Source organism: Vibrio sp. V10_P2A27P122 (assembly GCF_963874335.1).
Classification (GTDB): domain Bacteria; phylum Pseudomonadota; class Gammaproteobacteria; order Enterobacterales; family Vibrionaceae; genus Vibrio; species Vibrio anguillarum.
In genome coordinates this window covers 12,980-37,302 of record NZ_CAWNHY010000011.1, presented here as the reverse complement: position 1 = coordinate 37,302, position 24,323 = coordinate 12,980, and the positions used below count along the sequence as shown (strand labels likewise).

The window sequence follows — 24,323 nt, the reverse complement described above, 5'->3', positions numbered from 1 at the left end:
TGCATTGCAGGGCGTTCTTTAAAGTAATGATGCTAAGCTGTATCCCGTGGGATTAAGCTTGGCCTTTCACTTCTTTAAGACCGTTGAAAGGAGCACGACCAGCTAGCGCTTCTTCAATACGGATTAGTTGGTTGTACTTAGCAACACGGTCAGAACGGCTCATAGAACCCGTTTTGATTTGACCTGCAGCTGTACCTACCGCTAGATCAGCGATAGTTGCATCTTCAGTTTCGCCAGAACGGTGAGAGATTACCGCTGTGTAACCAGCATCTTTAGCCATCTTAATTGCAGCTAGAGTCTCAGTTAGAGAACCGATTTGGTTGAACTTGATAAGGATTGAGTTAACGATACCTTTCTCAATACCTTCTTTAAGGATCTTAGTGTTAGTAACGAATAGATCGTCACCCACTAGCTGAATTTTGTCGCCTAGAAGTTCAGTTTGGTGTTTGAAACCAGTCCAATCAGACTCGTCCAAACCGTCTTCGATAGAAACGATTGGGAATTGCTCAACAAGGCCCGCTAGGTAGTGGTTGAACTCTTCTGAAGTGAACGTTTTGCCTTCACCTTTCATGTTGTAGATGCCAGCGTCTTTGTCGAAGAACTCAGATGCTGCACAGTCCATCGCTAGAGTGATGTCTTTACCTAGCACGTAGCCAGCCGCTGCAACCGCTTCTGCGATAACTTCTAGCGCTTCAGCGTTAGATTTTAGGTTAGGAGCGAAACCACCTTCGTCACCAACAGCAGTGTTGTAGCCTTTAGACTTCAGAACTTTAGCTAGGTTATGGAATACTTCTGCACCCATACGTACTGCTTCTTTAAGAGTTTTTGCGCCAACAGGTTGGATCATGAACTCTTGGATGTCTACGTTGTTATCTGCGTGCTCGCCACCGTTGATGATGTTCATCATTGGTAGAGGCATAGAGAATTGGCCAGCAGTACCGTTTAGCTCAGCAATGTGCTCGTATAGAGGCATGCCTTTCGCAGCCGCAGCCGCTTTTGCGTTCGCTAGAGAAACCGCTAGGATTGCGTTCGCACCGAAGTTAGATTTGTTTTCAGTACCATCAAGGTCGATCATCACTTGGTCGATAGCTGCTTGATCTTTAGCATCTTTACCAACTAGAGCATCAGCAATTGGGCCGTTTACAGCTGCAATCGCTTTAAGAACACCTTTACCTAGGAAACGTGATTTGTCACCGTCACGTAGCTCAAGAGCTTCGCGAGAACCAGTAGATGCACCAGATGGCGCAGCTGCCATACCTACGAAACCGCCTTCTAGGTGAACTTCAGCTTCTACTGTTGGGTTACCACGTGAGTCGATGATTTCGCGACCTAGAACTTTAACGATCTTAGACATTAATGTTTCCTCTCGTTGAATTTAAATGTCAAAACTATAAAGGGCAGCAGCACAACAATTGCAACTGCCCGTATCCTTGTTACTTCTCTGATTCACCGCGTTGGAACTCACCTGCCGCTTTAATAAAGCCTGCAAATAGTGGGTGACCATCACGAGGGGTTGACGTGAATTCTGGGTGGAACTGAGCTGCTACAAACCATGGGTGAGCAGGGTTCTCAATCACTTCAACTAGCTTCTTATCAGCAGACAGACCTGATACTTTCAAGCCAGCTTTTTCGATCTGCGGACGAAGTTTATTATTAACTTCATAACGGTGACGATGACGTTCATGAATGGTTGCACTACCGTAAAGCTCATACGCTTTGGTGCCTTTCTCTAAGTGGCATAGCTGCGAACCAAGGCGCATAGTACCACCAAGATCAGACTTTTCAGTACGCTCTTCTACGTTACCTTCGTCATCTACCCATTCGGTGATCAAGCCTACCACAGGGTATTGAGTCTCTTTGTTAAATTCTGTTGAATGCGCACCTTTCATACCCGCAACGTTACGCGCGTATTCGATCAGCGCCACTTGCATACCTAGACAAATCCCTAGGTAAGGAACTTTGTTTTCGCGGGCATATTGCGCAGCAAGAATTTTGCCTTCGATACCGCGATCACCAAAACCGCCAGGTACTAGGATTGCGTCCAAACCAGTCAGCACTTCTGCACCTTTGGTTTCAACGTCTTGAGAATCGATGTATTTAATTTTCACGCTCAAACGGTTTTTCAAACCTGCGTGTTTCAGTGCTTCGTTAACCGATTTGTAAGCATCAGGCAATTCAATGTATTTACCGACCATCCCGATCACCACTTCAGCGGTTGGGTTAGCCTCTTCGTAAATCACTTGTTCCCATTCAGAAAGATCCGCTTCCGGTGCTTTAATACCAAAACGGTTACAAACGATATCATCCAAACCTTGAGCTTTGATCAGTTGAGGGATCTTGTAGATAGAATCAACATCTTTCATCGAGATAACGGCTTTTTCAGGCACGTTACAGAACAAAGCAATTTTCTTACGTTCGTTCGCTGGGATAACGCGATCGCTACGACAAACCAAAATATCAGGCTGAATGCCGATAGAAAGCAGCTCTTTAACTGAATGTTGAGTCGGTTTGGTTTTCACTTCACCAGCAGCGGCAAGGTAAGGAACTAAAGTCAGGTGCATAAACATCGCGTGTTCACGGCCCACTTCAATCGCAAGCTGACGAATCGCTTCCATAAATGGCAATGACTCGATATCACCAACGGTTCCGCCTACTTCAACGATAGCGACATCGTGACCTTCAGAGCCTGCGATAACGCGATCTTTAATCGCATTGGTGATGTGTGGAATAACCTGAATCGTTGCACCTAGGTAGTCACCACGGCGCTCTTTACGCAATACATCGGCATAAACACGACCAGCAGTAAAGTTATTGCGCTTGGTCATTTTGGTACGAATAAAACGTTCGTAGTGACCAAGGTCAAGGTCAGTTTCAGCGCCATCTTCCGTGACAAACACTTCACCATGTTGAGTTGGGCTCATTGTGCCTGGGTCAACGTTGATGTAAGGGTCAAGCTTCATCATAGTCACTTTAAGACCACGAGCTTCTAAAATCGCCGCAAGAGATGCTGCCGCAATACCTTTACCTAGAGAGGATACAACCCCGCCAGTAACAAAAATGTAATTTGTCGTCATGTTTAACCTGAAATTGGTTGAATGAGGGAAATGGATTTCTTCTGGACGGGATAAAAATATACCAGAAGCCCTTATTCGCTACAACGTGAAATCTATCACACTGTCATTTTTTATTTTTTGCTTCAAATCAAAGAGCACCGCTTGATATGGCTTATCACACCACTCAAATGAGTCAAATTTGTCTCAATGGGTGGGTTTTATTGTGGATTGCCAACACAGGGTATTACTTCGACTCCAAGCGCTTCACTTCATTCCACATCGCATCCAATTCTTCGAGAGAAAAATCGGTCAAGGTTTTGTGCTGACGTGCCACCAACATTTCAATGCATTTAAATCGACGTGAAAACTTTCGATTTGCTTTATTTAACGCCACTTCTGGATCAATTTTTAAGTGCCGAGCAAAGTTAACGGTGGCAAATAATAGATCGCCCATTTCATCCTCAACTCGAACTGGATCAGGGTTGATTTGCAACGCCTCTTCCATGACTTCTTCGATCTCTTCTTGGACTTTATCAACCACTGGGCCGATAGAATCCCAATCAAAGCCATATTGGGCACACTTTTTTTGAATCTTTGTAGCACGTAAAAGGGACGGAAAAGCGTGTGGTATTGAGTCTAGAATACTTTGATCTTTTTTTCCTGCTTGTACCTTTTCTTTGGCTTTTTCAGCTTCCCAATTGGCGTTGATTTGCGCTTCATCCTCAAACTTGGCACCCGAAAAAACATGAGGATGGCGGCGCGTAAGTTTTTCATTCACCGTTTCAACAACTTGCGAGAAATCAAACAACCCTTGCTCTTTCGCCATTTGACTATAAAAAATAACTTGAAACAGCAAGTCACCTAATTCTTCTTTGAGATTAGGCCAATCTTGGTTGTGGATCGCTTCCACCACTTCATAGGTCTCTTCGATTGTGTAAGGAACAACCGTGTCAAAAGTTTGCTTGATATCCCAAGGACAACCTGTTTTTGGGTCACGCAACTGTGCCATGATCTGTTCCAGTTGTTCGATTGGGTGGCTCATTTATCCGCTCCTTACATCAATATTTAAAATAAAAAAGCGAGCAGTCATTGCCACTCGCCTTTGAAAACCCAAGGCGCTTGCGTCGCGATTTAATTGCGATTCACGCCAATAAGAGTGTTACTGTGATATGAAATTTAGCCTAGGCGTTTTACCAACATTACATCTTTGATCTGCTCTACTCGCATTGATACTCGTGACAGCGCTTCGATGTTGCTCACTTCAAGATCAAAATCCATGATGATCAACTGTCTTTTGTAGTCGCTACGACTTTTCATGCTGATGACTTTCACTTTCTCATTCGCAAGCAAGGTGGTGATGTCTTTGAGTAACCCACCTCGCTCCATCGCTTCAACGCGCAAAGTCAAAATATAGGTTCCAACAAACCCGCGCCCCCAAACGGTATCAATGATGCGTTCAGGTGCGTGATGGCTCAGCTCTTCTAGCTGTTCACAGTCACTGCGATGGACTGAAATACCACGCCCTTGAGTAATGTAACCTTTGATCTCATCACCCGGGATAGGTTGGCAACAGCGCGCTAGGTGTGTCATGAGGTTATCTACCCCTTCCACTACAACGGCATCTTTGTGCGCTCGATGTGGCTGAGCTGGACGAGTTTGCGCATCTTGCAATTTTTGCAGTGCTTGTTGATCTTCTTGCTCAGCGGTCGGCTTATTCACCAAGGCATTGATGTGATTGACGATTTGGTTGATTCGCAGATCACCACTGCCAATGCCGACGTACAGCTCGTCAGGCGTATTGACGTTAAAACGTTTGAGCGCGTATTTATCGGCATCTTTTAACGTAGCACCGATTTTGGCCAATTCTGACTCGAGGATCTCTCGTCCGGCTTCAAGGTTTTTCTCGCGGCCTTGTTTACGGAACCAAGCGTTAATCTTGGCGCGCGCACGGCCTGAATGAACAAACCCCGTTGCTGGATTTAGCCAATCACGCGACGGATTCGGCTCTTTCTGAGTGATGATTTCGACTTGATCACCCATAGATAATTTATGAGTAAATGGAACAATACGACCCGCAACTTTGGCACCGATACAGCGATGCCCCACTTCAGAGTGAATATGGTAGGCAAAATCGAGCGGCGTGGCTCCCATGGGTAAATCAACCACATCACCACGAGGTGTAAAGGCGTAAACGCGATCATCAAACACCTGGCTACGCAGCTCGTCGATCATCTCACCCGAATCAGACATCTCTTCTTGCCAATCAAGAAGCTTACGCAACCAAGTAATTTTCTCATCGTAACCGCTGCGGGCAACCGTTGCGCCCTCTTTATATTTCCAGTGCGCAGCAACCCCAAGTTCAGACTCTTCATGCATCTGCTTAGTACGAATTTGAATTTCGATGGTTTTGCCTTCTGGCCCTAAAATCACCGTATGAATGGATTGATAGCCATTCGGTTTCGGATTAGCAACGTAATCATCAAATTCGCTAGGCAGGTGTTTGTATTTGGTATGAACAACGCCCAAGGCGGCGTAACAGTCTTGCAGTTGATCAGCAATAATGCGAACTGCACGCACATCAAACAGTTCATCGAAAGCCAACCCTTTCTTCTGCATTTTGCGCCAGATGCTATAGATGTGTTTCGGACGGCCACTCACTTCGGCATTGATATGAGAAAGCTTCATCTCGGCGCGCAGATCTTCGACAAAATCGTGAATATATTGTTCACGCACGATGCGGCGCTCGGAAAGCTGCTTAGCAATTTGTTTGTAGGTATCGGACTGCTGGTAGCGAAATGCGTAATCTTCAATTTCCCATTTGAGCTGACCAATGCCCAAGCGGTTTGCTAAAGGGGCATAGATATTGGCGCACTCTTTAGCCGCTACACGGCGAATTTCGTCAGGTTCATCTTTTACTTCACGTAAATTACAAATGCGCTCCGCTAATTTGATCACCACGCAACGAAAATCATCTACCATCGCAAGCAGCATGCGGCGAACGTTATCCACCTGCTCTGAAGCTTCACTGCCTTGCAAGGTAACATTTAACTGACCGAGTGCCGCCATCTCTTCGACACCATCAATCAGCTTCACTATGCCTTTACCATAGGTCTCTTCTAATACTTCACGGTCAAAAAGCCCACTACTGACGATAGGAAAGAGCTGAGCCGCGACTAAAGTGGCGCGATCCATCGATAAGGTAATCAGGATTTCGATCATTTCACGGCCGCGCCACAGCAGTAGCGGTCCTTTGGCATGACCTTCTAATAACGTTTCACACTGACGATATACGTCCGTCAGTTTAGAAGCTGTGCTTTTATCTTGATGTAAACTCGCAATCCATTTATCTAGCTCAAACTGTTCGTCTGGATTCAAGTGTGCGCTTCGTACCGCAACCATCTGATTCGTCCTAGTTTTATAGTTTGTGGTATTCGACTAACTTCGACTGAGTTAGTTCTCTGTCTACCGACTTTTTACAAATAGCGCCATCGATTCTAAATGACTGGTGTGTGGAAACATATCCAACATGCCAAGTTTTACCAACTTATAACCTTGGCTGAGTAAACTTTGACTGTCTCTTGCCAGTGTTGCCGGGTTACAAGAAACGTACACCACGCGCTGAGCACCGAGCTTAGCCAATTGGTCGACAATGCCTGCCGCCCCGGCTCGCGCTGGGTCGAGTAGTACTTTAGCAAATTTTTGCTTTGCCCACGCTTGCGTTGACATATCTTGTTCCAAATTTGCTTGGTAGAACGTGATATTGTCGATTTGATTGCGCTGCGCGTTTTGTGTCGCTTGCTCAACCATCTCATCCACACCTTCAATGCCCACCACCGATTGAGCGTATTGGGCCATCGGCAAACTAAAGTTCCCTACGCCACAAAATAGGTCCAACACTCGGTCATCCTCAGTCAAGGCTAACCATTCCAATGCTTGAGCCACCATTTTTTGGTTTACTTGACGATTGACTTGAATAAAGTTGGAGGGCAAAAATTCGATAACTGATCCGGTTTCACAGTAGCTTGCCATCTCTCCGTGAAGACGTTCGAGCTGATCGCTTTCTGGCATCACATACAAAGTGAGATGATGCTGCTGAGCAAACGCCAGCAGCGCCGCGTGATCTTCACTTGGCAGCGGCTGAAGATGGCGCAACACCATCATCGCGCCTTGATCACCCAGCACCAATTCAACATGGCCAATCGCTTGCTGAGATTTAAATTGCGTTAACAGCGCTTGGATAGGTGTAAGTAGCGTGTTGAGTTGTGGTTCTAGCACTGGGCAGTCCGTCACGTTAACGATTTGCTTGCTCTGCTTTTTGCGAAAGCCAAATTGCAGCTGTTGCTGCTTTTTGTCCCACAACACGCTGATGCGGGCGCGGCGGCGATAGCCTTTATTGGCGCAACTTATTGCGGGGCTCAATGCCAACGTTTGTCCGGCGAATTTACTCATCAATTGCGAGAGTGTTTGCTCTTTGTGCGCCACCTGCGCACTGTGCTCTAAATGCTGCAGATCGCAACCACCACATTGACCGTAATGGCGACAAAATGGCGTCACGCGTTGTTCACTGGCCGTTAAGACTTTAATCAACTGACCGCGAGAGTATTTACTTTTGCTTTCAGTTAGCTGCATCAGCACTTGCTCACCGGGCAGCGCGCCATCAACAAAAAGCAGTTTATTGTGTTGATAAGCGATACCAGAACCTTGATGATCAAGACGTTCAATCAATACCGTTTGATGTTTTGTTTCTAATTGCGCTTTCTTTTTCGGTTGGAAAAAACGTGCCATGCTCTGTGCCTAAGTAAAATTAAATCGATGTTTTTTGCCCTAGCGTCACTATTTAGTGCGGGGATGATTGTCGAACTTACTCGACTTGATTAAGCTAGCCGTCAATTAAACGATTTTCGTACAGGCTTGCTCATCAAATTGCGGGCTATTTTCCCATATCCACACCACGATGTTTAGACAATAATGACCAGATATGGCTTACGCGCGCGCGTTATTACTTTAACCTTAGCTCCAACCTTAATTATCGGCTTGTTGCTCAGTGCTTTTTTCTCATTCAATCGCTACCATGATCTGGAAAAACAGGTGATCAATGCGGGGGCGAGCATCATCGAGCCTTTGGCCATTGCTAGTGAAGACGCCTTAAAAAACCAAAGCCGTGAGTCGGTACGCCGCATTATCAGCTACGCGCATCGGAAGAACTCTAAATTTGTCCGCAGTATTGCGGTGTTTGACGCCAACCACGAACTGTTTGTTACCTCGAATTTTCACCCTAACTTTGAAAGCTTAACTTATCCAAAAGATAAGCCCATTCCGATTTTAAGCAGCTCAAATCTCACCGAGAACACTTTAATACTGCGCACGCCAATTTTGGCTGAAAACCGTCTAACCGAAGGCATAAATGCCAATACATCAACGCCTGCGCTCGGCTATATCGCGATAGAGTTGGATCTCTCTTCATTGCGTTTACAACAGTATCAAGAGGTCTTTTCCGCCTTTTTAGTGCTTGCGCTTGGGCTCGGTTTATCAGGGATGTTCGCATTCCGACTCCTGCACGATGTGACTCGCCCTATCTCACACATGAAAAACATGGTGGATAGAATTCGTCGCGGCCACCTTGATGTGCGGATCGAAGGCAAAATGCACGGTGAGTTAGATTCGCTCAAAAAAGGGATCAACGCGATGGCGGTATCGCTATCGGAATATCACGTCGAAATGCAGCACAGTATCGACCAAGCCACCTCGGATTTGCGAGAAACCTTAGAGCAGTTGGAAATCCAAAACGTTGAATTGGACATTGCCAAAAAACGCGCCCAAGAAGCCGCGCGCATAAAATCAGAATTTCTTGCCAACATGTCCCATGAGTTGCGCACGCCGCTTAACGGTGTCATTGGCTTCACCCGCCAAATGCTCAAAACCCAGTTGACGAATAGCCAAGCAGATTACTTACAAACCATTGAAAAATCGGCCAATAACTTATTGAACATCATCAATGACATTTTGGATTTCTCCAAGCTAGAAGCCGGTAAGTTAGCGCTGGAAAATATTCCGTTCGAGTTTCAAGAAAGTTTGGAAGAGGTGGTTAACCTCCAAGCGACCAGTGCTCATGAAAAAGGATTGGAAATTACTCTTAAAGTGGATCAAAAAATCCCAGCAGGCTTGGTCGGTGACCCACTTCGTATCCAACAAGTGTTGACCAACCTTGTCGGTAACTCGATTAAGTTCACCGAACGTGGCAACATCGACATCAGTGTTGAATTGCGCTCACAACGCGACAATGTGGTTGAGCTGCAATTTATGGTGCGCGACACCGGCATTGGTATTTCAGAGCGCCAACAAGCACAACTGTTCCAAGCCTTTAGCCAAGCCGATGCCAGTATTTCTCGTCGCTACGGCGGTACTGGACTTGGTTTGGTTATTACTCAGAAATTGGTCAGCCACATGGGCGGTGAAATTAGCCTCACCAGCCGTCTTCACCAAGGTTCCACCTTCTGGTTTACGCTGCGTCTTAATACCACTGAAATGCCGATGAGCGACTGGCTTGACCCACATATTTTGAGCAATAAACAGCTGTTGCTCGTTGAACCCAATATGCAAGCCGCCTCCATCATCCAGCAAATGTTGGTGCAGGCAGGGTTGAGCGTCACATATCGAGCAGTGATGCCAGAAGAGACGGATCGCTTCGATTATGTATTACTCAATTTAGCCCCAAGTAGAGAGACTGATTTAGATTTGGTTGAGCAGTGGGTCACAAAGGCTATTCAGCTTGCCGACAACGTGATTATCGGTACACCAAGTACCGAGCTCGCACTATCCGATTATTTAATGCAGCATCATCCAGTGCAGTGCATTACCAAGCCACTGTCGCGTAAAAAATTGCTGCAACTGTTAATCGCGCACCAACCGGTACAGCCTGCCATTCAAGATCTACCGATCACACTCGATACACTGCCCCTGAAAGTAATGGCGGTGGATGATAACCCTGCCAACCTCAAACTGATCATGGCCCTGCTGCAAGAACGTGTTGAAACCGTCATCGCTTGTACGAATGGCCAAGAAGCGGTCGAACAAGCAAGCCGACAGAAATTTGATATGATTTTGATGGACATCCAAATGCCACAGATGGATGGGGTCACCGCTTGCCAAGAAATTAAGAAAACGGTACTCAATCACCAAACGCCCGTGATTGCGGTAACGGCTCATGCAATGATCGGAGAGCGCGATCGTCTGCTGAAAGAAGGAATGGATGATTACCTCACTAAGCCAATTGAAGAGCACATCTTGCAGCAAGTGTTAGCACACTGGAACCCCTACGCCAACCGTAAACAGTTGGAGAAATTACAACTCACAGAACAAGTTATACCGTCGCCGTCACAGGAAGCTGAGCAGCCTAATCACACCATTATCATTGACTGGCAAAATGCACTCAAACAATCAGCCAACAAGGAAGATTTGGCCAAAGAGCTGCTACAGATGCTAGTTGATTCGATTCCACAGGTGAGCCAAGTCGTCAGCATGGCGTTGGAAGATGATGAATACCCTACCCAAGATCTACTGCACCATATTCATAAACTGCACGGCAGTTGCTCATACAGTGGCGTACCCCGCTTGAAAAAAGTGTGCGCAGCGCTCGAACAGGCATTGCGATCGGGCAAATCCATCAGCGATGTCGAACCGGAGTTATTTGAATTACAAGATGAGATGGACAAAGTGGTCGCTACCGCTAAACCGTATTTAAGCGAATGAGCAATTTAACCCAAGAAACAATTTAACCGAATGAAAAAAGGGGCTTGCCGCTCAGCAGTATTTGCTTGTCAGCAAGCAGAGAAGATTGACAGATTAAGACTCTAAAATCACCGTCGCCACCGCATAATGGCGCTCATCAGAAATGGTTAGGTGAATGTGATTCACACTGGCTGTGGCAGCCAACTGCTTAGCCTTACCTGATAGTGTTAGCACGGGTTTTCCGTTGGCGTCGTTGGTGACGGTAAAATCCTGAAAGCTAACGCCATGCGCAATACCCGTACCAAGCGCTTTAGATGCCGCTTCTTTAGCGGCAAAACGTTTCGCTAAATAGCGCCCTTTTTTCTTGAGCGAATAGAACACCGCCAATTCATCTTGGGTTAGCACCCGCTCGGCAAAAGCATCGCCACTGCGTGACAATGCTTTTTCTATGCGTTCAATTTCCGCAATATCAGTCCCTAAGCCGATAATCGCCATCGGTAGACCTTATTTGCGAGCCGCTTGCATGATGGCTTTCATATCGGCGACCGATTTTTCCAAACCATCAAATACAGCACGCCCGATAATCGAGTGCCCAATGTTGAGTTCGTAAATTTCAGGCAGTGCAGCAATGGCAGCTACGTTGTGGTAAGTCAAACCGTGACCAGCGTTCACCGTAATGCCCAAATCACTCGCATAGCTCGCAGCCGCCGCAATTTTCTTTAACTCATCTTGCTGATCCGCTTCGGTTGTTGCATCGGCGTAATGACCAGTATGCAATTCAATAAACGGTGCACCGCAAGTTTTAGCCGCGTTAATCTGCTCACGATCAGCATCAATAAACAGAGAGACTTTGATGCCTGCAGCGGTCAGTTTTTCGGTTGCCGCTTTCACTTTGTCAAGCTGTCCTAATACGTCCAGCCCACCTTCCGTCGTTAGTTCTTCACGCTTTTCAGGCACTAAACACACAAATTCAGGCTGAGTTTGCAGAGCAATATCAATCATTTCGTCGGTAACGGCCATCTCAAGGTTCATTCGAGTTTGCAACGTCTCGCGTAAAATACGCACATCGCGATCCTTGATATGGCGTCGGTCTTCACGTAGGTGAATGGTAATGCCATCGGCTCCGGCACGCTCTGCCATTTCAGCAGCATGCACGGGATCTGGGTATTTGGTACCGCGGGCATTTCGTAACGTGGCGATGTGATCGATATTAACGCCTAAGTAAATTGCGCTCATTTTCCTATACTCCGTACTCTGGAAAAACTAGACATGGGCAGGAAAAGCTCCCTGCTTTTTAAAGGTTTGCCGCCAAGATACGGCTTTAACGCTATGCGTGTAAAGCGTTTTGCCGCTTGAAGCTGCTCTTTACTGACAAAGCGCCGCTCACTAATGGCAATCAACTCATCGCCCATAAACGTGAGGTTATCGCGCCTAACAGAAGCGATAAAACCTTTTTGCTCGCGATAGCGATAAGTCATGCGAGGATCGATGGCTTCTCCCGTTCCGGCGCAATGCAAGAAATCAACGCCATAACCCATTGAAGCTAGCAACGCGAGTTCAAAACGGCGCAGTGCTGGTTCTGGATTTTCACACTGAGCTAACTCGGTGAGTGCATGCAGATAATCATGGAACAGACCTGGGCAAGGCACTTCTTGCGCAAGCACGCGGCCAATCAGCTCATTGACGTACATTGCAGAATAGAGATGAATACCACTGAGCGGTAAGCCAAGGCTAATCGGTTCTGCTTGGCGCAAGGTTTTCATTGAACCGTAGCCTGACCATTTGAGCAATAAGGGGGTAAAAGGTTGCAGTGCACCTTTTAAGTTCGATCGTTTACTGCGTGCGCCTTTGGACATTAAGGTGACGCGGCCATACTCCTCGCTAAACACATCAAGGATTAGGCTCGACTCGCTATAAGGACGTCGATGAAGGACAAAACAGCGCTGTAAACCGTCTGACATATCAGCACTCAAAGGTGAGCGATGTTCTCGCCCACCTCGAATAGAGGTTATAGATCGTCAATATAACCAAGGCTACGAAGGGCACGTTCATCATCTGCCCACCCGGATTTCACTTTCACCCAAGTTTCTAGGTAAACCTTGCGACCAAACAACTCTTCCATATCTAAACGCGCTTCACGGCCGATGGTTTTGATTTTTTCACCACCTTTGCCGATCACCATTTTTTTCTGGCCGCTGCGTTCAACGAGGATCAACGCGTTGATATGAAAACCATCGGTTTCAGGGTTATAGTCAAAACGTTCAATTTCAACGGTTACTGAATACGGCAGCTCTTCACCAGTAAAGCGCATCAGTTTTTCACGCACAATCTCGGAAGCCATGAAGCGCTGCGAGCGATCAGTCACATACTCTTCAGGGAAGTGATGCGTGGCTTGAGGTAAATGCTCACGCACATGTTTACGCAATACATCGACGTTTTTGCCATGTTTTGCCGCAATCGGCACGACATCAACAAATTCCATTTTCTTCGATAGCTCTAGCATATGCATCATTACATCGTTACGATCTTTCACGTTATCGACTTTATTGACACACAACACTACAGGGAAATTAGCATTACGTAGTTTGTTGAGCACCATTTCATCATCGGCGGTCCACTGAGTGCCATCGACTAAGAACAGCACTAAGTTAACATCACTGAGTGAACTACTTGCCGCACGGTTCATCAAGCGGTTAATCGCACGCTTTTCTTCGATGTGTAACCCCGGAGTATCAACGTAAATCGCTTGGTACGGTCCCTCTGTATCGACACCCATAATGCGGTGACGAGTGGTTTGAGGCTTGCGCGATGTGATGGATATCTTTTGTCCCAGTAAGTTATTCAGCAGGGTTGATTTCCCGACATTGGGGCGACCCACAATGGCGATAAAACCACAGTGCTGCTCACCACTTTCGGGAGTTGCTTCATTGCTGTTGGTGTTTGATGCGAAGTACGCATCCAAATCAAATTCGTTATCAGCCATTTGTCAGTTGCTCTAGTGCAATTTCAGCCGCCGATTGTTCAGCTTTACGACGACTGGTGCCTTTACCAATTACAGGCGTTCCCATTCCTGCTACATCACACGATACCGTAAATTCTTGGTTGTGTGCTTCACCTTTAATATTAGTCACTGTGTAGATAGGCAGTTGCTTTCTTCTACCTTGCAGAAACTCTTGTAGGCGAGTTTTTGGGTCTTTTTGCGATACGCCCGGCTCAATGGCGTCAAGGCGCTCTTGATACCAGCTCAAAATAATACGTCGTACTACTTCGGTATCGCTGTCTAAATAAATCGCACCAATGATGGCTTCTACGGCATCAGCAAGGATTGAATCACGGCGGAAACCACCACTTTTCAACTCACCTGGACCTAATTTTAAGTAATCTCCTAGGCAAAATTCTCTGCCCAGTTCAGCCAATGTGTGACCACGCACAAGCGTAGCGCGCATACGACTCATATCCCCTTCGTTAATTTTAGGGAAACGGTGGTACAGCTCATCAGCGATGACAAAACTTAAAATTGAATCGCCCAGAAACTCAAGACGTTCATTGTGCTTACCATTTGCACTGCGATGTGTCAGTGCTAAGGAAATAAACTCGGGATCATTAAATGAATAACCGAGTTTAGTTTCTAATTTACTAATTGGAGAATTCATGCTCTCTCGATGTAGTGATGGCTAGCCAAAGCTAGCCTAGTTAATGCCACCAATGCGGTTAAAACGCACACCAGTTGGGATCCACGAAGGTAAAACGCTATCGGCACCACGTTCAAACTCAAAACTTATCCAAATACCGACCGCTTTACCGACTAAGTTTGCTTCTGGAACAAAGCCCCAGTAACGGCTATCAGCACTGTTGTCACGGTTATCACCCATCACAAAATACTGACCTTGAGGAACAACCCATTCATTAACGCCATGGCGTGGCTGATAAGCATCAACACGATCACGACGCAATGGATTGATCAAAATCTGGTGTTCAACCTGACCTAACTTTTCATTCACTTGAATTAAAGGGATGCCATTTTGGTTGAACTCACTCTCTTCAACATTGGACAGTTTGACCTGTTTACATTCTGTTGAACCTTGAGCTTGAATACAAATCTCTTTGTTGCTGCTATAACGAACTGTGTCGCCCGGCATGCCGACCACGCGCTTGATGTAGTCAATGCTTGGTTGCGGTGGGTATTTAAAGACCACGACATCACCACGCTCTGGTTTACCAGTTTCGACCAGTTGAGTACGCCATACTGGGTCTTTCAAACCGTAAGCGTATTTCTCAACTAAGATGAAATCGCCCACCAGCAACGTTGGCATCATTGAGCCAGATGGAATCTGAAAAGGTTCGTACACAAAAGAGCGTAGCACCAGCACAAAAGCAATCACAGGGAAGATGGAAACACTGTTTTCAATCCACCAAGGTTGCGCGGAAATTTTGGCACTGAGTTTGTCATCCAAGCCGTTGGTTTGCGCTTCAATAGCGGCCATCTTCTGTTGGCGTTTTTTCGCCCACACCAACTTCTCCAGCACCCAAACTATGCCAGTCACTAATGTGACGATCACCAAGATGAGTGAAAATGTATTCGCCATGGAGTTCCCTTATCTAAAAATACGAAAGTGAAAGAGCCGAAACTCTTTCACTTAAATGGTGACTGCTGCATGCATAAGAACAAAGCAATGCTTAATCTTTACCTACGTGCAAAATGGCAAGGAAGGCTTCTTGTGGCAACTCAACATTACCAATTTGCTTCATGCGCTTCTTACCTTCTTTCTGCTTCTTAAGCAGTTTCTTCTTACGGCTAATATCGCCACCGTAACATTTCGCCAGTACGTTTTTACGCAGCTGCTTCACGGTTGAACGAGCAATAATGTGGTTACCGATCGCCGCTTGAATCGCAATATCAAACATTTGGCGAGGGATAAACTCTTTCATTTTCTCAACCACTTGACGACCACGCGTTTGCGAATTGTCTTTGTGAGTGATGATGGCTAGCGCATCCACTTTGTCACCATTCAGCAAGATATCCACACGGACCATGCTTGAAGCTTCAAAGCGTTGGAAACCATAATCAAGTGATGCATAACCACGAGAAGTTGACTTCAAGCGGTCAAAGAAATCAAGCACCACTTCGGCCATCGGCACATCATAAGTCAAGGCTACTTGGTTACCGTGATAGACCATATCAACCTGCACGCCACGTTTTTCAACGCACAACATAATGACGTTACCCAAATATTCAGAAGGGGTCAAAATGTTACAACGCGCAATCGGTTCACGAATCTCTTCAATGTCGTTCACCGCAGGCAATTTAGCAGGGCTATCAACATAAAGCATCGTGCCATCGGTCTTCTTCACTTCATAGACTACCGTTGGCGCAGTGGTGATAAGGTCAAGATCGTATTCGCGCTCTAAACGCTCTTGAATAATCTCCATGTGGAGCATACCCAAGAAACCACAACGGAAACCAAAACCAAGGGCGGCCGAACTTTCTGGCTCATAGAATAACGAGGCATCGTTTAGGCTCAGTTTACCTAACGCATCACGAAAGTTTTCGTAATCATCAGAAGAGACAGGGAAAAGCCCCGCATACACCTGCGGTTTCACTTTTTTAAAGCCTGGCAATGCTTTTTCACACGGATCTTTCGCGCTGGTCAGAGTATCACCTACAGGAGCGCCGAGAATGTCTTTAATACCACAAACCACCCAGCCCACTTCACCAGTGTTCAACATGGTTTTGTCGACTTGTTTTGGCGTAAAAATACCTAAACGGTCAATACCCCAAGTTTGGCCTGTGCTCATCACTTTAATCTTGTCATTTTTCTTCAGCGCACCATTTTTCACTCGCACTAAAGAGACAACACCTAAGTAGTTATCAAACCAAGAATCGATGATTAACGCTTGCAGCGGCGCAGCAGGATCGCCCTCAGGAGCCGGAATACCAGAAACGATTTTTTCTAGCACTTCATCCACGCCAAGGCCTGTTTTCGCAGAGCAGCGCACTGCGTCAATAGCATCGATGCCGACAATATCTTCAATTTCTTCCGCTACGCGTTCAGGCTCTGCGGCTGGCAAATCAATCTTATTTAGGATTGGGACAACTTCAAGGTCCATTTCAATGGCGGTATAACAGTTAGCCAATGTTTGCGCTTCAACGCCTTGACCAGCATCCACCACCAATAGAGCACCTTCACAGGCGGCTAAAGAACGGGAAACTTCATAAGAAAAGTCAACGTGTCCAGGAGTATCGATAAAGTTGAGCTGGTATGTCTCGCCATCGTTTGCTTTGTAATCGAGCGTCACACTCTGTGCTTTGATGGTGATGCCACGCTCACGCTCAAGGTCCATAGAGTCTAGAACTTGAGATTCCATTTCACGATCACTTAATCCACCACAAACTTGGATCAAACGGTCAGATAGGGTCGACTTACCATGGTCGATGTGGGCGATAATCGAAAAGTTACGAATGTGCTTCATAGATTTGGGATGACTAAACTCTTGAAAAAAGGGACATAAGAAAGCCACATCAAGCGGCGTTTCCATAAAGTTGGCCGATTCTACCCAATTTCGGTAGGGTTCGCATCATAAATTAGGCGATAGGTTCACCAAGGACTCGGACCAAAACCACCTCTTGCTGCGATCGTTTTTCAAGAACCACAGAGCAACGTTTGGCAATTCCGATCCCCAGCGCGATAAAAACAGCGGCCGTGATGATCACGATGCCCTCACCTAAACCGAGCCAAGGGGCCAAGAGGCTCTCACCCAGCCAAGCGCCAAACATCATCATAAAAAGCGGCACCAAATACACTAAGGCTGCCGATTGAAGCAAGCTTTTTTCGGGGAAACCGATTTCAACCGTCTGGCCTTGCTTCACTGGTTTTTTCGTATCGAGTTGCCATAACAGCGCTTTGTTACCAATCGCTTTCGATACGATCCCAGTACCACAACTTTTGGAGGACGAACAACTGCTGCAACTTGTCTGCTGCTGACAACTGAGTTCAACGTGAAACCCTTTAGCATCAGGTTGAACAGCGGTGACTGTTGCTAACGCCGTCATCATGGTTTGGTTGCCTCTGTTGAGGTCGCCGCAGGCTGGACAAACGTCACCGATTGAGCAATGCGCTGCGCCGTTGCCGGTGGAATATCACCGACCACTGAGATTTCATTGTTTCCTTTCACCACACTATGCAGGGTACGGCGACCTTGACGAACCAGTTGGCCTTTCAGCGAATGGTTGTCACTATCGGAAATATAGACAGAAAAACTAAATAGCCCATCACTGAACATCTGGCTCTCTACCAAACGCTCAGTAATCGCCATACGATAACGGTTAAGCTCTTTGGGTTCAAAGCCTTCAGGTTTCCAACTCACTTGCCAAAAACTTTCCGTAAGGTTGCCTTTCGGTAACGTCAATACCTCGGGTAACTCAACGTCATTTAGCCCTTGCATTGCCTGTGCTAATTTGTCGCTAATGGCGTAAGAGATAGTGCGATATTGCTCAAGCACCTCGCCGTCGCGATCGACTAAATCAGCTCGCAATGGCAAGTTACTGGTTTCATCTACCCACAAAATATAGGAATAGCGTAAGCCATCTTTCGGCACCACTCGCACCACTTGGCAAGCCGTACCCGCTTCACGTGCACGGCCAACTTTGACGAAATCGTAGTAACGGCCTAATTCGGTGACATTGCTGGTTAGCATCGGAATCGTAGGCGCAACCATAGTGCTTGACTCAATGGTGAACGGTTCTACCCCAGGTTCAATGTAACTCACTTCATTGCCACGGCGAATCACTTCACGGATCGGGCCGCTGAGATAAACGAGATGCGCAAATTGCTGATCGCCTTGACTTGCATGACGATACAGCAGTGGATCGATGCTGTTTTTCTTAATCAGAATGTAAGACAGCTCATAATTTAAATGCTGACTGGCCTCGTTCATTTGAAGCAACAAAGCCTCTGCAGGTTGGTCTTCTGCAAAGGCTAATGTAGAGTTCAAACTGAACAGCGCCAGTGCACTGATCAGGAATTTATTCATTCAACTACCGATTCAAGTACATCGTTATGTGGGCTTGCACTTTCACTGTTCAGGCGAAGTTGCAGCTCGTAGTCTTGCAATAATGCGTTTACGCGGCGACGTTGTTCTTGCACGCGGCTTTCGCTGGTTTGGCGCTCTACTGAATCACGCGTTAAGCTCACTGGCTCTGCGCTGCCAGCCAACGGAATGGTTTGCAGTACGGGTAATTGGTCGTTTTGATTCACTCCTGAATCACGGCCACCGTATTGTTGAACACCTAAAATCACCACAAACGACACACACGCAGCAACCGCAACCTGGCCAAATTGGGAAAGCCAAGCCGGTAACTGCCGACGAGCTTGAGCTGGCGTCGGCTGAGACTCACGGCTTGCATCACGAAAATCAATAACCGAAGCAGATTGTAAACGACTGTGTGCGGGCTCGTCATCCAATGCTAATGCAACGCTCTGTGCAATATCCCACTCAGCTCGGACTGGGGCATCTCCACGCATCACATCACCAACCAAATGGTAATTTTTCCACGTTTGCAAACTTTCTTGGTCGAGCTCTAATTCTTGAATGAGCGCTTTATCGACCATTTCCCCATCCATGAGTGCTGAAAGTCTTTCTTTGTCAGCCATTATTTATTCACCATTTTCGTTACCAGTTTGAGCGCTATAAAAGAGGTTTAATTTTCTTTTCTACCGCTTCACGAGCACGGAAGATGCGAGAACGCACCGTTCCTACAGGACAATCCATGACTTCTGCTATTTCCTCGTAACTTAAACCATCCAGTTCACGCAAGGTCATCGCAGTTTTCAAATCTTCAGGCAACGCTTCTATCGCACCAAAAACGACCCGCTGCAATTCTTTCGACAACGTAATGTTCTCAGGGTTCGATATTTCTTTTAATGCGTTGCCACTTTCGTAATATTCAGCATCTTCAGCATCAACATCGCTAGCGGGCGGTCTACGACTTTGGGCTACAATGTGATTCTTAGCGGTATTAACAGCAATACGGTATAGCCAAGTGTAAAAGGCACTCTCTCCGCGAAAACTTGGGATAGCCCGATACGCTTTGATGAACGCTTCTTGTGCGACATCGGCTACATCTCCGGAATTGCTCACATACCGAGAAATAAGGTTGCAGACTTTATTTTGGTACCTTAAAACCAAAAGGTTAAACGCTTGCTTATCTCCACTCTGAACTCGCTCAATCAATACTTGATCGGTCAGTTGCTCGTTCATTCGAGCCTGTACTCCTATTGTTATTCCCCTTACCTTCTCAGATATGGGCATTCATTATGCAAAATGTAGTATTGACACCACCGCTTACATGAGCACTATTGTGACTCAAGGGAGAATAGAAAGTTCCATTCTGTCTAAAAATATTTGCCAAGCATTATTCAATAAATGTGATCTAATTTCACTATAGGGGATCCCCAATATAGTGAGGGTCGATAAGACGAAAGACAATGGCATTTACAAAGTATTGCATCAAATCTTTCTCTACTGCTATTGGCTTGAAGCCATAGCGATACCGTTAGTGGATAAACCTTGCGGCTGAATCACTTCAAGAGTATAGATACATGCAATGCATATTTAAAATGAGAGTTGGACAACTCTACTCTAGTTCGGGAATTTAAAAGTTTTATGAACGCAAACCGTGAACATCTATGCGATGTATTAGTCGTAGGCAGTGGCGCAGCGGGTTTATCGCTCGCACTACGCGTAGCAAAACACAGTAAAGTCATTGTACTGAGTAAGGGACCACGCAGTGAAGGTGCCACTTATTACGCCCAAGGGGGGATTGCCGCTGTTTTTGACGAATCAGACAGTATTGAGTCACACGTCGAAGACACTCAAATTGCGGGCGCAGGGATCTGTGAAGAGGATACTGTCCGTTTCATCGCCGAGCATGCTAAAGAGTGTGTTCAGTGGCTTATCGATGGCGGCGTTCCTTTTGACAGAGAAGAGAATGACAGTGATGAAGCACCTCGCTATCACTTAACTCGTGAAGGCGGCCATAGTCATCGCCGCATCTTGCACGCGGCTGACGCCACTGGCATGGCAATGCAAACCTCCTTGCAAGACAATGTTCATAATCACCCCAACATTACTATCCTTGAACGTCACAATGCACTGGATTTAATCACCGAAGATAAAATCGGTGGTGATAAAAAAAGAGTGGTTGGCGCTTATATTTGGAACCGCAATGAGGAACACGTTGAAACGATCCGCGCTAAGTTTGTCGTTTTAGCCACGGGCGGCGCCTCAAAAGTGTATCAATATACCTCTAACCCTGATGTTTCCTCAGGTGATGGTATCGCAATGGCGTGGCGTGCAGGATGCCGAGTGGCGAACCTTGAGTTCAATCAATTCCATCCAACTTGTCTTTTCCACCCTGAAGCACGTAATTTCCTACTGACAGAAGCATTACGTGGCGAAGGCGCTTTTTTAAGACGCCCAGACGGTTCACGATTCATGCTCGATTTTGATGAACGTGCCGAACTGGCTCCTCGTGATATCGTGGCTCGCGCCATCGACTATGAGATGAAGCGTTTAGGTGCTGATTGTATGTATCTGGACATCAGCCACAAACCGGCCGATTTTATTGAAAAACATTTCCCAACCATTTATACACGCTTGATGGATTTGGGCATTGATATGACCAAAGAGCCGATTCCGATTGTTCCTGCGGCGCACTACACTTGTGGTGGCGTTATTGTCAATAAACAAGGTAAAACGGATCTGCATAACCTGTATGCGATCGGCGAAGTTAGCTACACCGGTTTGCACGGTGCTAACCGAATGGCGTCGAACTCTCTATTAGAATGCGTCGTTTATGCCTGGTCAGCGGCAAAGGATATTTTAAAAGGATTACCAACGGCTCAGCTCCCACCAAGCTTACCCGGTTGGGATGAAAGTAAGGTCAATAACTCTGATGAAGAGGTCGTAATCCAACATAACTGGCATGAACTGCGCCTATTTATGTGGGATTACATGGGGATTGTCCGCACAGATAAGCGCTTAGAGCGAGCACTACGCCGCATTCAATTACTGCAACAAGAAACCCACGAATACTATAGTCATTTCCGCGTTTCAAATAACCTGCTTGAGCTGCGTAACTTACTGCAAGTGGCAGAGTTGATGGTGCGTTGTGCTATGCAACGCAAAGAGAGCCGCGGTTTGCACTACACGCTCGATTATCCAGAGTTAGCCGAAAATAGTGGTCCAACGATCTTAACGCCAGACGAGTAAGCTCGCCAACGATCATCTGTTAGCGTCAAGTTGACCGAATGAATAAAGGAGCGTTTATCGCTCCTTTATTGTTGGTGATTGGCTATGGGTAACCTGCCGAAGCTGCACCAATAAGCGGCGATAATCCGCTTCCACACAACTGTCGCGCCACAACAGATAGCGCTTACCTTGTTGTGCATAAATGATCAACACCATAAACGCAAACTGTGTAGAAACCTTTTCAATGGACAGGTTCTGGTCGGCACATTGCCACTCACCGTGACTCGTGAGCTTGAATTGGCCGATTAAGCTAGGGACTAACAGTGAGGTACTCTTTTGCGCCGTGATAAGAGGTGCGTAAAATAAGGGGAGCGTTACAAGTGGAATCGGCGATATCAATAATGCCCACACGGCTATCATCAAAAAAATGAAGTTAGTAATGCGGGCAAAATGGGAAGGAAATAATACGAAATTAACGCACTTTGCTGAGGTTGTGGGCAACAATTTTATCCACCATGGCCGCATGCCCAAGATTTTCGCTACGACCATGCCCCATAATCCAAGTAAATAGATCAGGGTCGTCAGACTCAAGTAGGGAAACGAAATCTCGTTGCTCATTTTCATTCAGAGAATCAAAGCACTCTTCAAAGAACGGCATCACAACCACATCGAGCTCTAACATTCCACGACGGCATGCCCACTTGATTCTTGCTTTTTCTTCAGTGGTGTACATCGGTTTTCCTCACCTTATGTTTATTTGCGTTGAGTGTATCAACTGGATGAAGATACAACTAGTAGATGAGTCACAGTCCCTGTTCAAGCTGACAAAAAAAAATTTCCGGATTAACATGGGGCTCAAGATTCTCTTTAGGTAACGACTATGGACTGGCAAAACACATTGACACCTCTCGCAGTAACCGCCAATGACTCACTTCCACCACTTATGCTGACTCATCTTGCATCCTGGGGCGCTATCATCATTTCAGGCAATGATAAAAAAGCCTATTTGCAAGGCCAAGTGACCTGTAATGTCGTCACTCTTGAACCAACACAGTCAACCTTAGGCGCCCATTGTGATGCGAAAGGCAAAGTGTGGTCCGTCTTTCGCCTGTTCCATCATCACGATGGTTATGCGATGTTCCAGCCTTTATCAGCGATAGAGGCTGAATTAAGAGAGCTGAAAAAATACGCTATTTTTTCTAAGGTCAATATCAGCCAGAGCCAAGACATCGCTCTGGGTGTTATGGGCGAACAAGCTGAGCAATATATCAATACATTAACGGCGGATGAAGGTGAGGTGCGTTTGATTGACGGCGGTAGCGCCATCAAAATTTCATCCCAACGTTGGCTATTACTTGTTTCAGAGCAAACCGCGCAACAGCTCATGACGCAAAGTGAAGCACTGAAAGTCACCGAGGAAACGTGGACTCGCTTTGATATCGAAGAAGCAGTCCCCGTCCTTGGTCAAGCGGATCAAAATGAGCACATACCGCAAGCCGTTAATCTTCAGGCCTTTAATGGTATCAGCTTTAATAAAGGGTGTTATACAGGCCAAGAAACCGTCGCTCGCGCTAAATATCGAGGTATTAATAAGCGTGCAATGTACATCCTTCAAGGCAACATTGAGCAACCGCTAAGTAATGATCAACCAATCATGATCGAACGCTCAGTTGGAGAAAACTGGCGTAGTGCTGGGCAATTAATGGTTCATTACACGTTTGCTGATAATACCGCTATCGGTTTAATCGTCTTACCAAACAATCTCGAGCCAGAAACTGAGTTTCGTCTTGCAAGCCAACCAAACACTCGTTGGTTTATGCAAGCTCTCCCCTACTCTCTTACTGACGAATAAGCTTCTTCCTCATATTGACCATGCGCCTCTTTACGAGGCGTATGCTTTGTAACACTCGCCTATCTCGAATAAATTTCAGGAAAAAGAATGCAACAATGTAATCCATTACATTGGCACGTGATCGCTCTCTAAATCACACAATATTAGAGGTGAATTTTTAGTCATTACTGAAACATAAATAGTCACAAGGTTTATTTTGACGTACTCTTAACAATGCTGGTCAGGACAAACGAGAAGTTGCCCTGACCAGCAAAAAAGTGAATCCACTGATTGTTTCAGGACATCCACTTTTTGTGTAATGCATCTGTGACTATTCGCCCGCCTATTATTTAAGCGGGCTTTTTTTAGGCTATTCTTAACCAAAATTTAACACTTTCCATAAACAGCAGCTATTCTTTAAAGTGTAATATTTGTCGTGCTTAATATGCACCAAGTGAATG

General features: G+C 46.2%; 21 protein-coding genes. 3 read left to right on the top strand and 18 right to left on the bottom strand.

Annotated features, from left to right (window positions below):
* Positions 1-52: 52 nt before the first annotated feature.
* The 5 genes from eno to rlmD all read right to left on the bottom strand — a co-directional run bounded on the left by eno (position 53) and on the right by rlmD (position 7,838).
* A complete protein-coding gene (gene eno / locus AACQ17_RS00795) occupies positions 53-1,354 on the bottom strand; it encodes a phosphopyruvate hydratase (protein ID WP_013856041.1) in 1,302 nt (433 codons plus the stop codon).
* Between the two features lie 79 nt (positions 1,355-1,433).
* Positions 1,434-3,074 (bottom strand): CTP synthase, encoded by a 1,641-nt coding sequence (locus AACQ17_RS00790; protein ID WP_013856040.1) that lies wholly within the window; start codon positions 3,072-3,074, stop codon positions 1,434-1,436.
* A gap of 223 nt (positions 3,075-3,297) precedes the next feature.
* Positions 3,298-4,095 carry a nucleoside triphosphate pyrophosphohydrolase gene (gene mazG / locus AACQ17_RS00785; protein WP_094147221.1) on the bottom strand — a complete coding sequence of 266 codons (798 nt, stop codon included), beginning with the start codon at positions 4,093-4,095 and terminating at the stop codon, positions 3,298-3,300.
* 134 nt (positions 4,096-4,229) lie between these two features.
* A complete protein-coding gene (gene relA, locus AACQ17_RS00780; protein WP_017046490.1) occupies positions 4,230-6,452 on the bottom strand; it encodes a GTP diphosphokinase in 2,223 nt (740 codons plus the stop codon).
* A 63-nt stretch (positions 6,453-6,515) separates the two neighbouring features.
* Positions 6,516-7,838 (bottom strand): 23S rRNA (uracil(1939)-C(5))-methyltransferase RlmD, encoded by a 1,323-nt coding sequence (gene rlmD / locus AACQ17_RS00775; protein ID WP_094145835.1) that lies wholly within the window; start codon positions 7,836-7,838, stop codon positions 6,516-6,518.
* A 183-nt stretch (positions 7,839-8,021) separates the two neighbouring features.
* Between rlmD and barA the strand changes: the two genes are divergently transcribed.
* Positions 8,022-10,802: a two-component sensor histidine kinase BarA gene (gene barA, locus AACQ17_RS00770; protein ID WP_094124176.1), complete on the top strand. Its 2,781-nt coding sequence runs from the start codon at positions 8,022-8,024 to the stop codon at positions 10,800-10,802.
* Positions 10,803-10,895: 93 nt separating this feature from the next.
* Here barA and acpS read toward each other — a convergent pair whose 3' ends face one another.
* The 11 genes from acpS to rpoE all read right to left on the bottom strand — a co-directional run bounded on the left by acpS (position 10,896) and on the right by rpoE (position 20,039).
* The gene (acpS, locus tag AACQ17_RS00765; protein ID WP_013856035.1) at positions 10,896-11,276 is read right to left on the bottom strand and encodes a holo-ACP synthase; all 381 of its coding nucleotides are present in this window, start codon (positions 11,274-11,276) and stop codon (positions 10,896-10,898) included.
* Between the two features lie 9 nt (positions 11,277-11,285).
* Positions 11,286-12,017, bottom strand: a complete 732-nt coding sequence (gene pdxJ, locus AACQ17_RS00760; protein WP_013856034.1) for a pyridoxine 5'-phosphate synthase — start codon at positions 12,015-12,017, stop codon at positions 11,286-11,288.
* Positions 12,014-12,742 carry a DNA repair protein RecO gene (gene recO / locus AACQ17_RS00755; protein ID WP_166537981.1) on the bottom strand — a complete coding sequence of 243 codons (729 nt, stop codon included), beginning with the start codon at positions 12,740-12,742 and terminating at the stop codon, positions 12,014-12,016. The genes pdxJ and recO overlap by 4 nt, the downstream gene beginning before the upstream one ends.
* 47 nt (positions 12,743-12,789) lie before the next feature.
* Positions 12,790-13,764, bottom strand: a complete 975-nt coding sequence (era, locus tag AACQ17_RS00750) for a GTPase Era (protein WP_010319802.1) — start codon at positions 13,762-13,764, stop codon at positions 12,790-12,792.
* Positions 13,757-14,434, bottom strand: coding sequence for a ribonuclease III (gene rnc, locus AACQ17_RS00745; RefSeq protein WP_010319803.1), 678 nt, complete (start codon positions 14,432-14,434; stop codon positions 13,757-13,759). Before rnc ends, era begins: the two co-directional genes overlap by 8 nt.
* A 36-nt stretch (positions 14,435-14,470) precedes the next feature.
* A complete protein-coding gene (gene lepB / locus AACQ17_RS00740) occupies positions 14,471-15,367 on the bottom strand; it encodes a signal peptidase I (protein WP_013856032.1) in 897 nt (298 codons plus the stop codon).
* A 91-nt stretch (positions 15,368-15,458) separates the two neighbouring features.
* Positions 15,459-17,252 carry a translation elongation factor 4 gene (gene lepA, locus AACQ17_RS00735; protein ID WP_026027281.1) on the bottom strand — a complete coding sequence of 598 codons (1,794 nt, stop codon included), beginning with the start codon at positions 17,250-17,252 and terminating at the stop codon, positions 15,459-15,461.
* A gap of 112 nt (positions 17,253-17,364) precedes the next feature.
* A complete protein-coding gene (locus AACQ17_RS00730) occupies positions 17,365-17,835 on the bottom strand; it encodes a SoxR reducing system RseC family protein (RefSeq protein ID WP_017046485.1) in 471 nt (156 codons plus the stop codon).
* Complete coding sequence (rseB, locus tag AACQ17_RS00725) at positions 17,832-18,812, bottom strand: sigma-E factor regulatory protein RseB (protein WP_094147223.1); 981 nt, start codon at positions 18,810-18,812, stop codon at positions 17,832-17,834. The genes AACQ17_RS00730 and rseB overlap by 4 nt, the downstream gene beginning before the upstream one ends.
* A complete protein-coding gene (locus tag AACQ17_RS00720; protein WP_017046484.1) occupies positions 18,809-19,432 on the bottom strand; it encodes a sigma-E factor negative regulatory protein in 624 nt (207 codons plus the stop codon). The genes rseB and AACQ17_RS00720 overlap by 4 nt, the downstream gene beginning before the upstream one ends.
* A 34-nt stretch (positions 19,433-19,466) precedes the next feature.
* Positions 19,467-20,039 carry an RNA polymerase sigma factor RpoE gene (rpoE, locus tag AACQ17_RS00715; protein WP_026027282.1) on the bottom strand — a complete coding sequence of 191 codons (573 nt, stop codon included), beginning with the start codon at positions 20,037-20,039 and terminating at the stop codon, positions 19,467-19,469.
* Between the two features lie 405 nt (positions 20,040-20,444).
* Between rpoE and nadB the strand changes: the two genes are divergently transcribed.
* Positions 20,445-22,052 (top strand): L-aspartate oxidase, encoded by a 1,608-nt coding sequence (gene nadB, locus AACQ17_RS00710; RefSeq protein ID WP_017046483.1) that lies wholly within the window; start codon positions 20,445-20,447, stop codon positions 22,050-22,052.
* A 54-nt stretch (positions 22,053-22,106) separates the two neighbouring features.
* On the opposite strand, the gene AACQ17_RS00705 is transcribed toward nadB, so the two are convergent.
* Both AACQ17_RS00705 and AACQ17_RS00700 read right to left on the bottom strand, forming a co-directional pair.
* Positions 22,107-22,556 carry a protein YgfX gene (locus tag AACQ17_RS00705; RefSeq protein ID WP_308507428.1) on the bottom strand — a complete coding sequence of 150 codons (450 nt, stop codon included), beginning with the start codon at positions 22,554-22,556 and terminating at the stop codon, positions 22,107-22,109.
* Positions 22,504-22,764, bottom strand: a complete 261-nt coding sequence (locus tag AACQ17_RS00700) for an FAD assembly factor SdhE (RefSeq protein ID WP_010319812.1) — start codon at positions 22,762-22,764, stop codon at positions 22,504-22,506. The genes AACQ17_RS00705 and AACQ17_RS00700 overlap by 53 nt, the downstream gene beginning before the upstream one ends.
* Before the next feature lie 147 nt (positions 22,765-22,911).
* On the opposite strand from AACQ17_RS00700, the gene ygfZ reads away from it, so the two are divergent.
* Positions 22,912-23,883 (top strand): tRNA-modifying protein YgfZ, encoded by a 972-nt coding sequence (gene ygfZ, locus AACQ17_RS00695; protein ID WP_094147225.1) that lies wholly within the window; start codon positions 22,912-22,914, stop codon positions 23,881-23,883.
* Positions 23,884-24,323 lie beyond the last annotated feature (440 nt).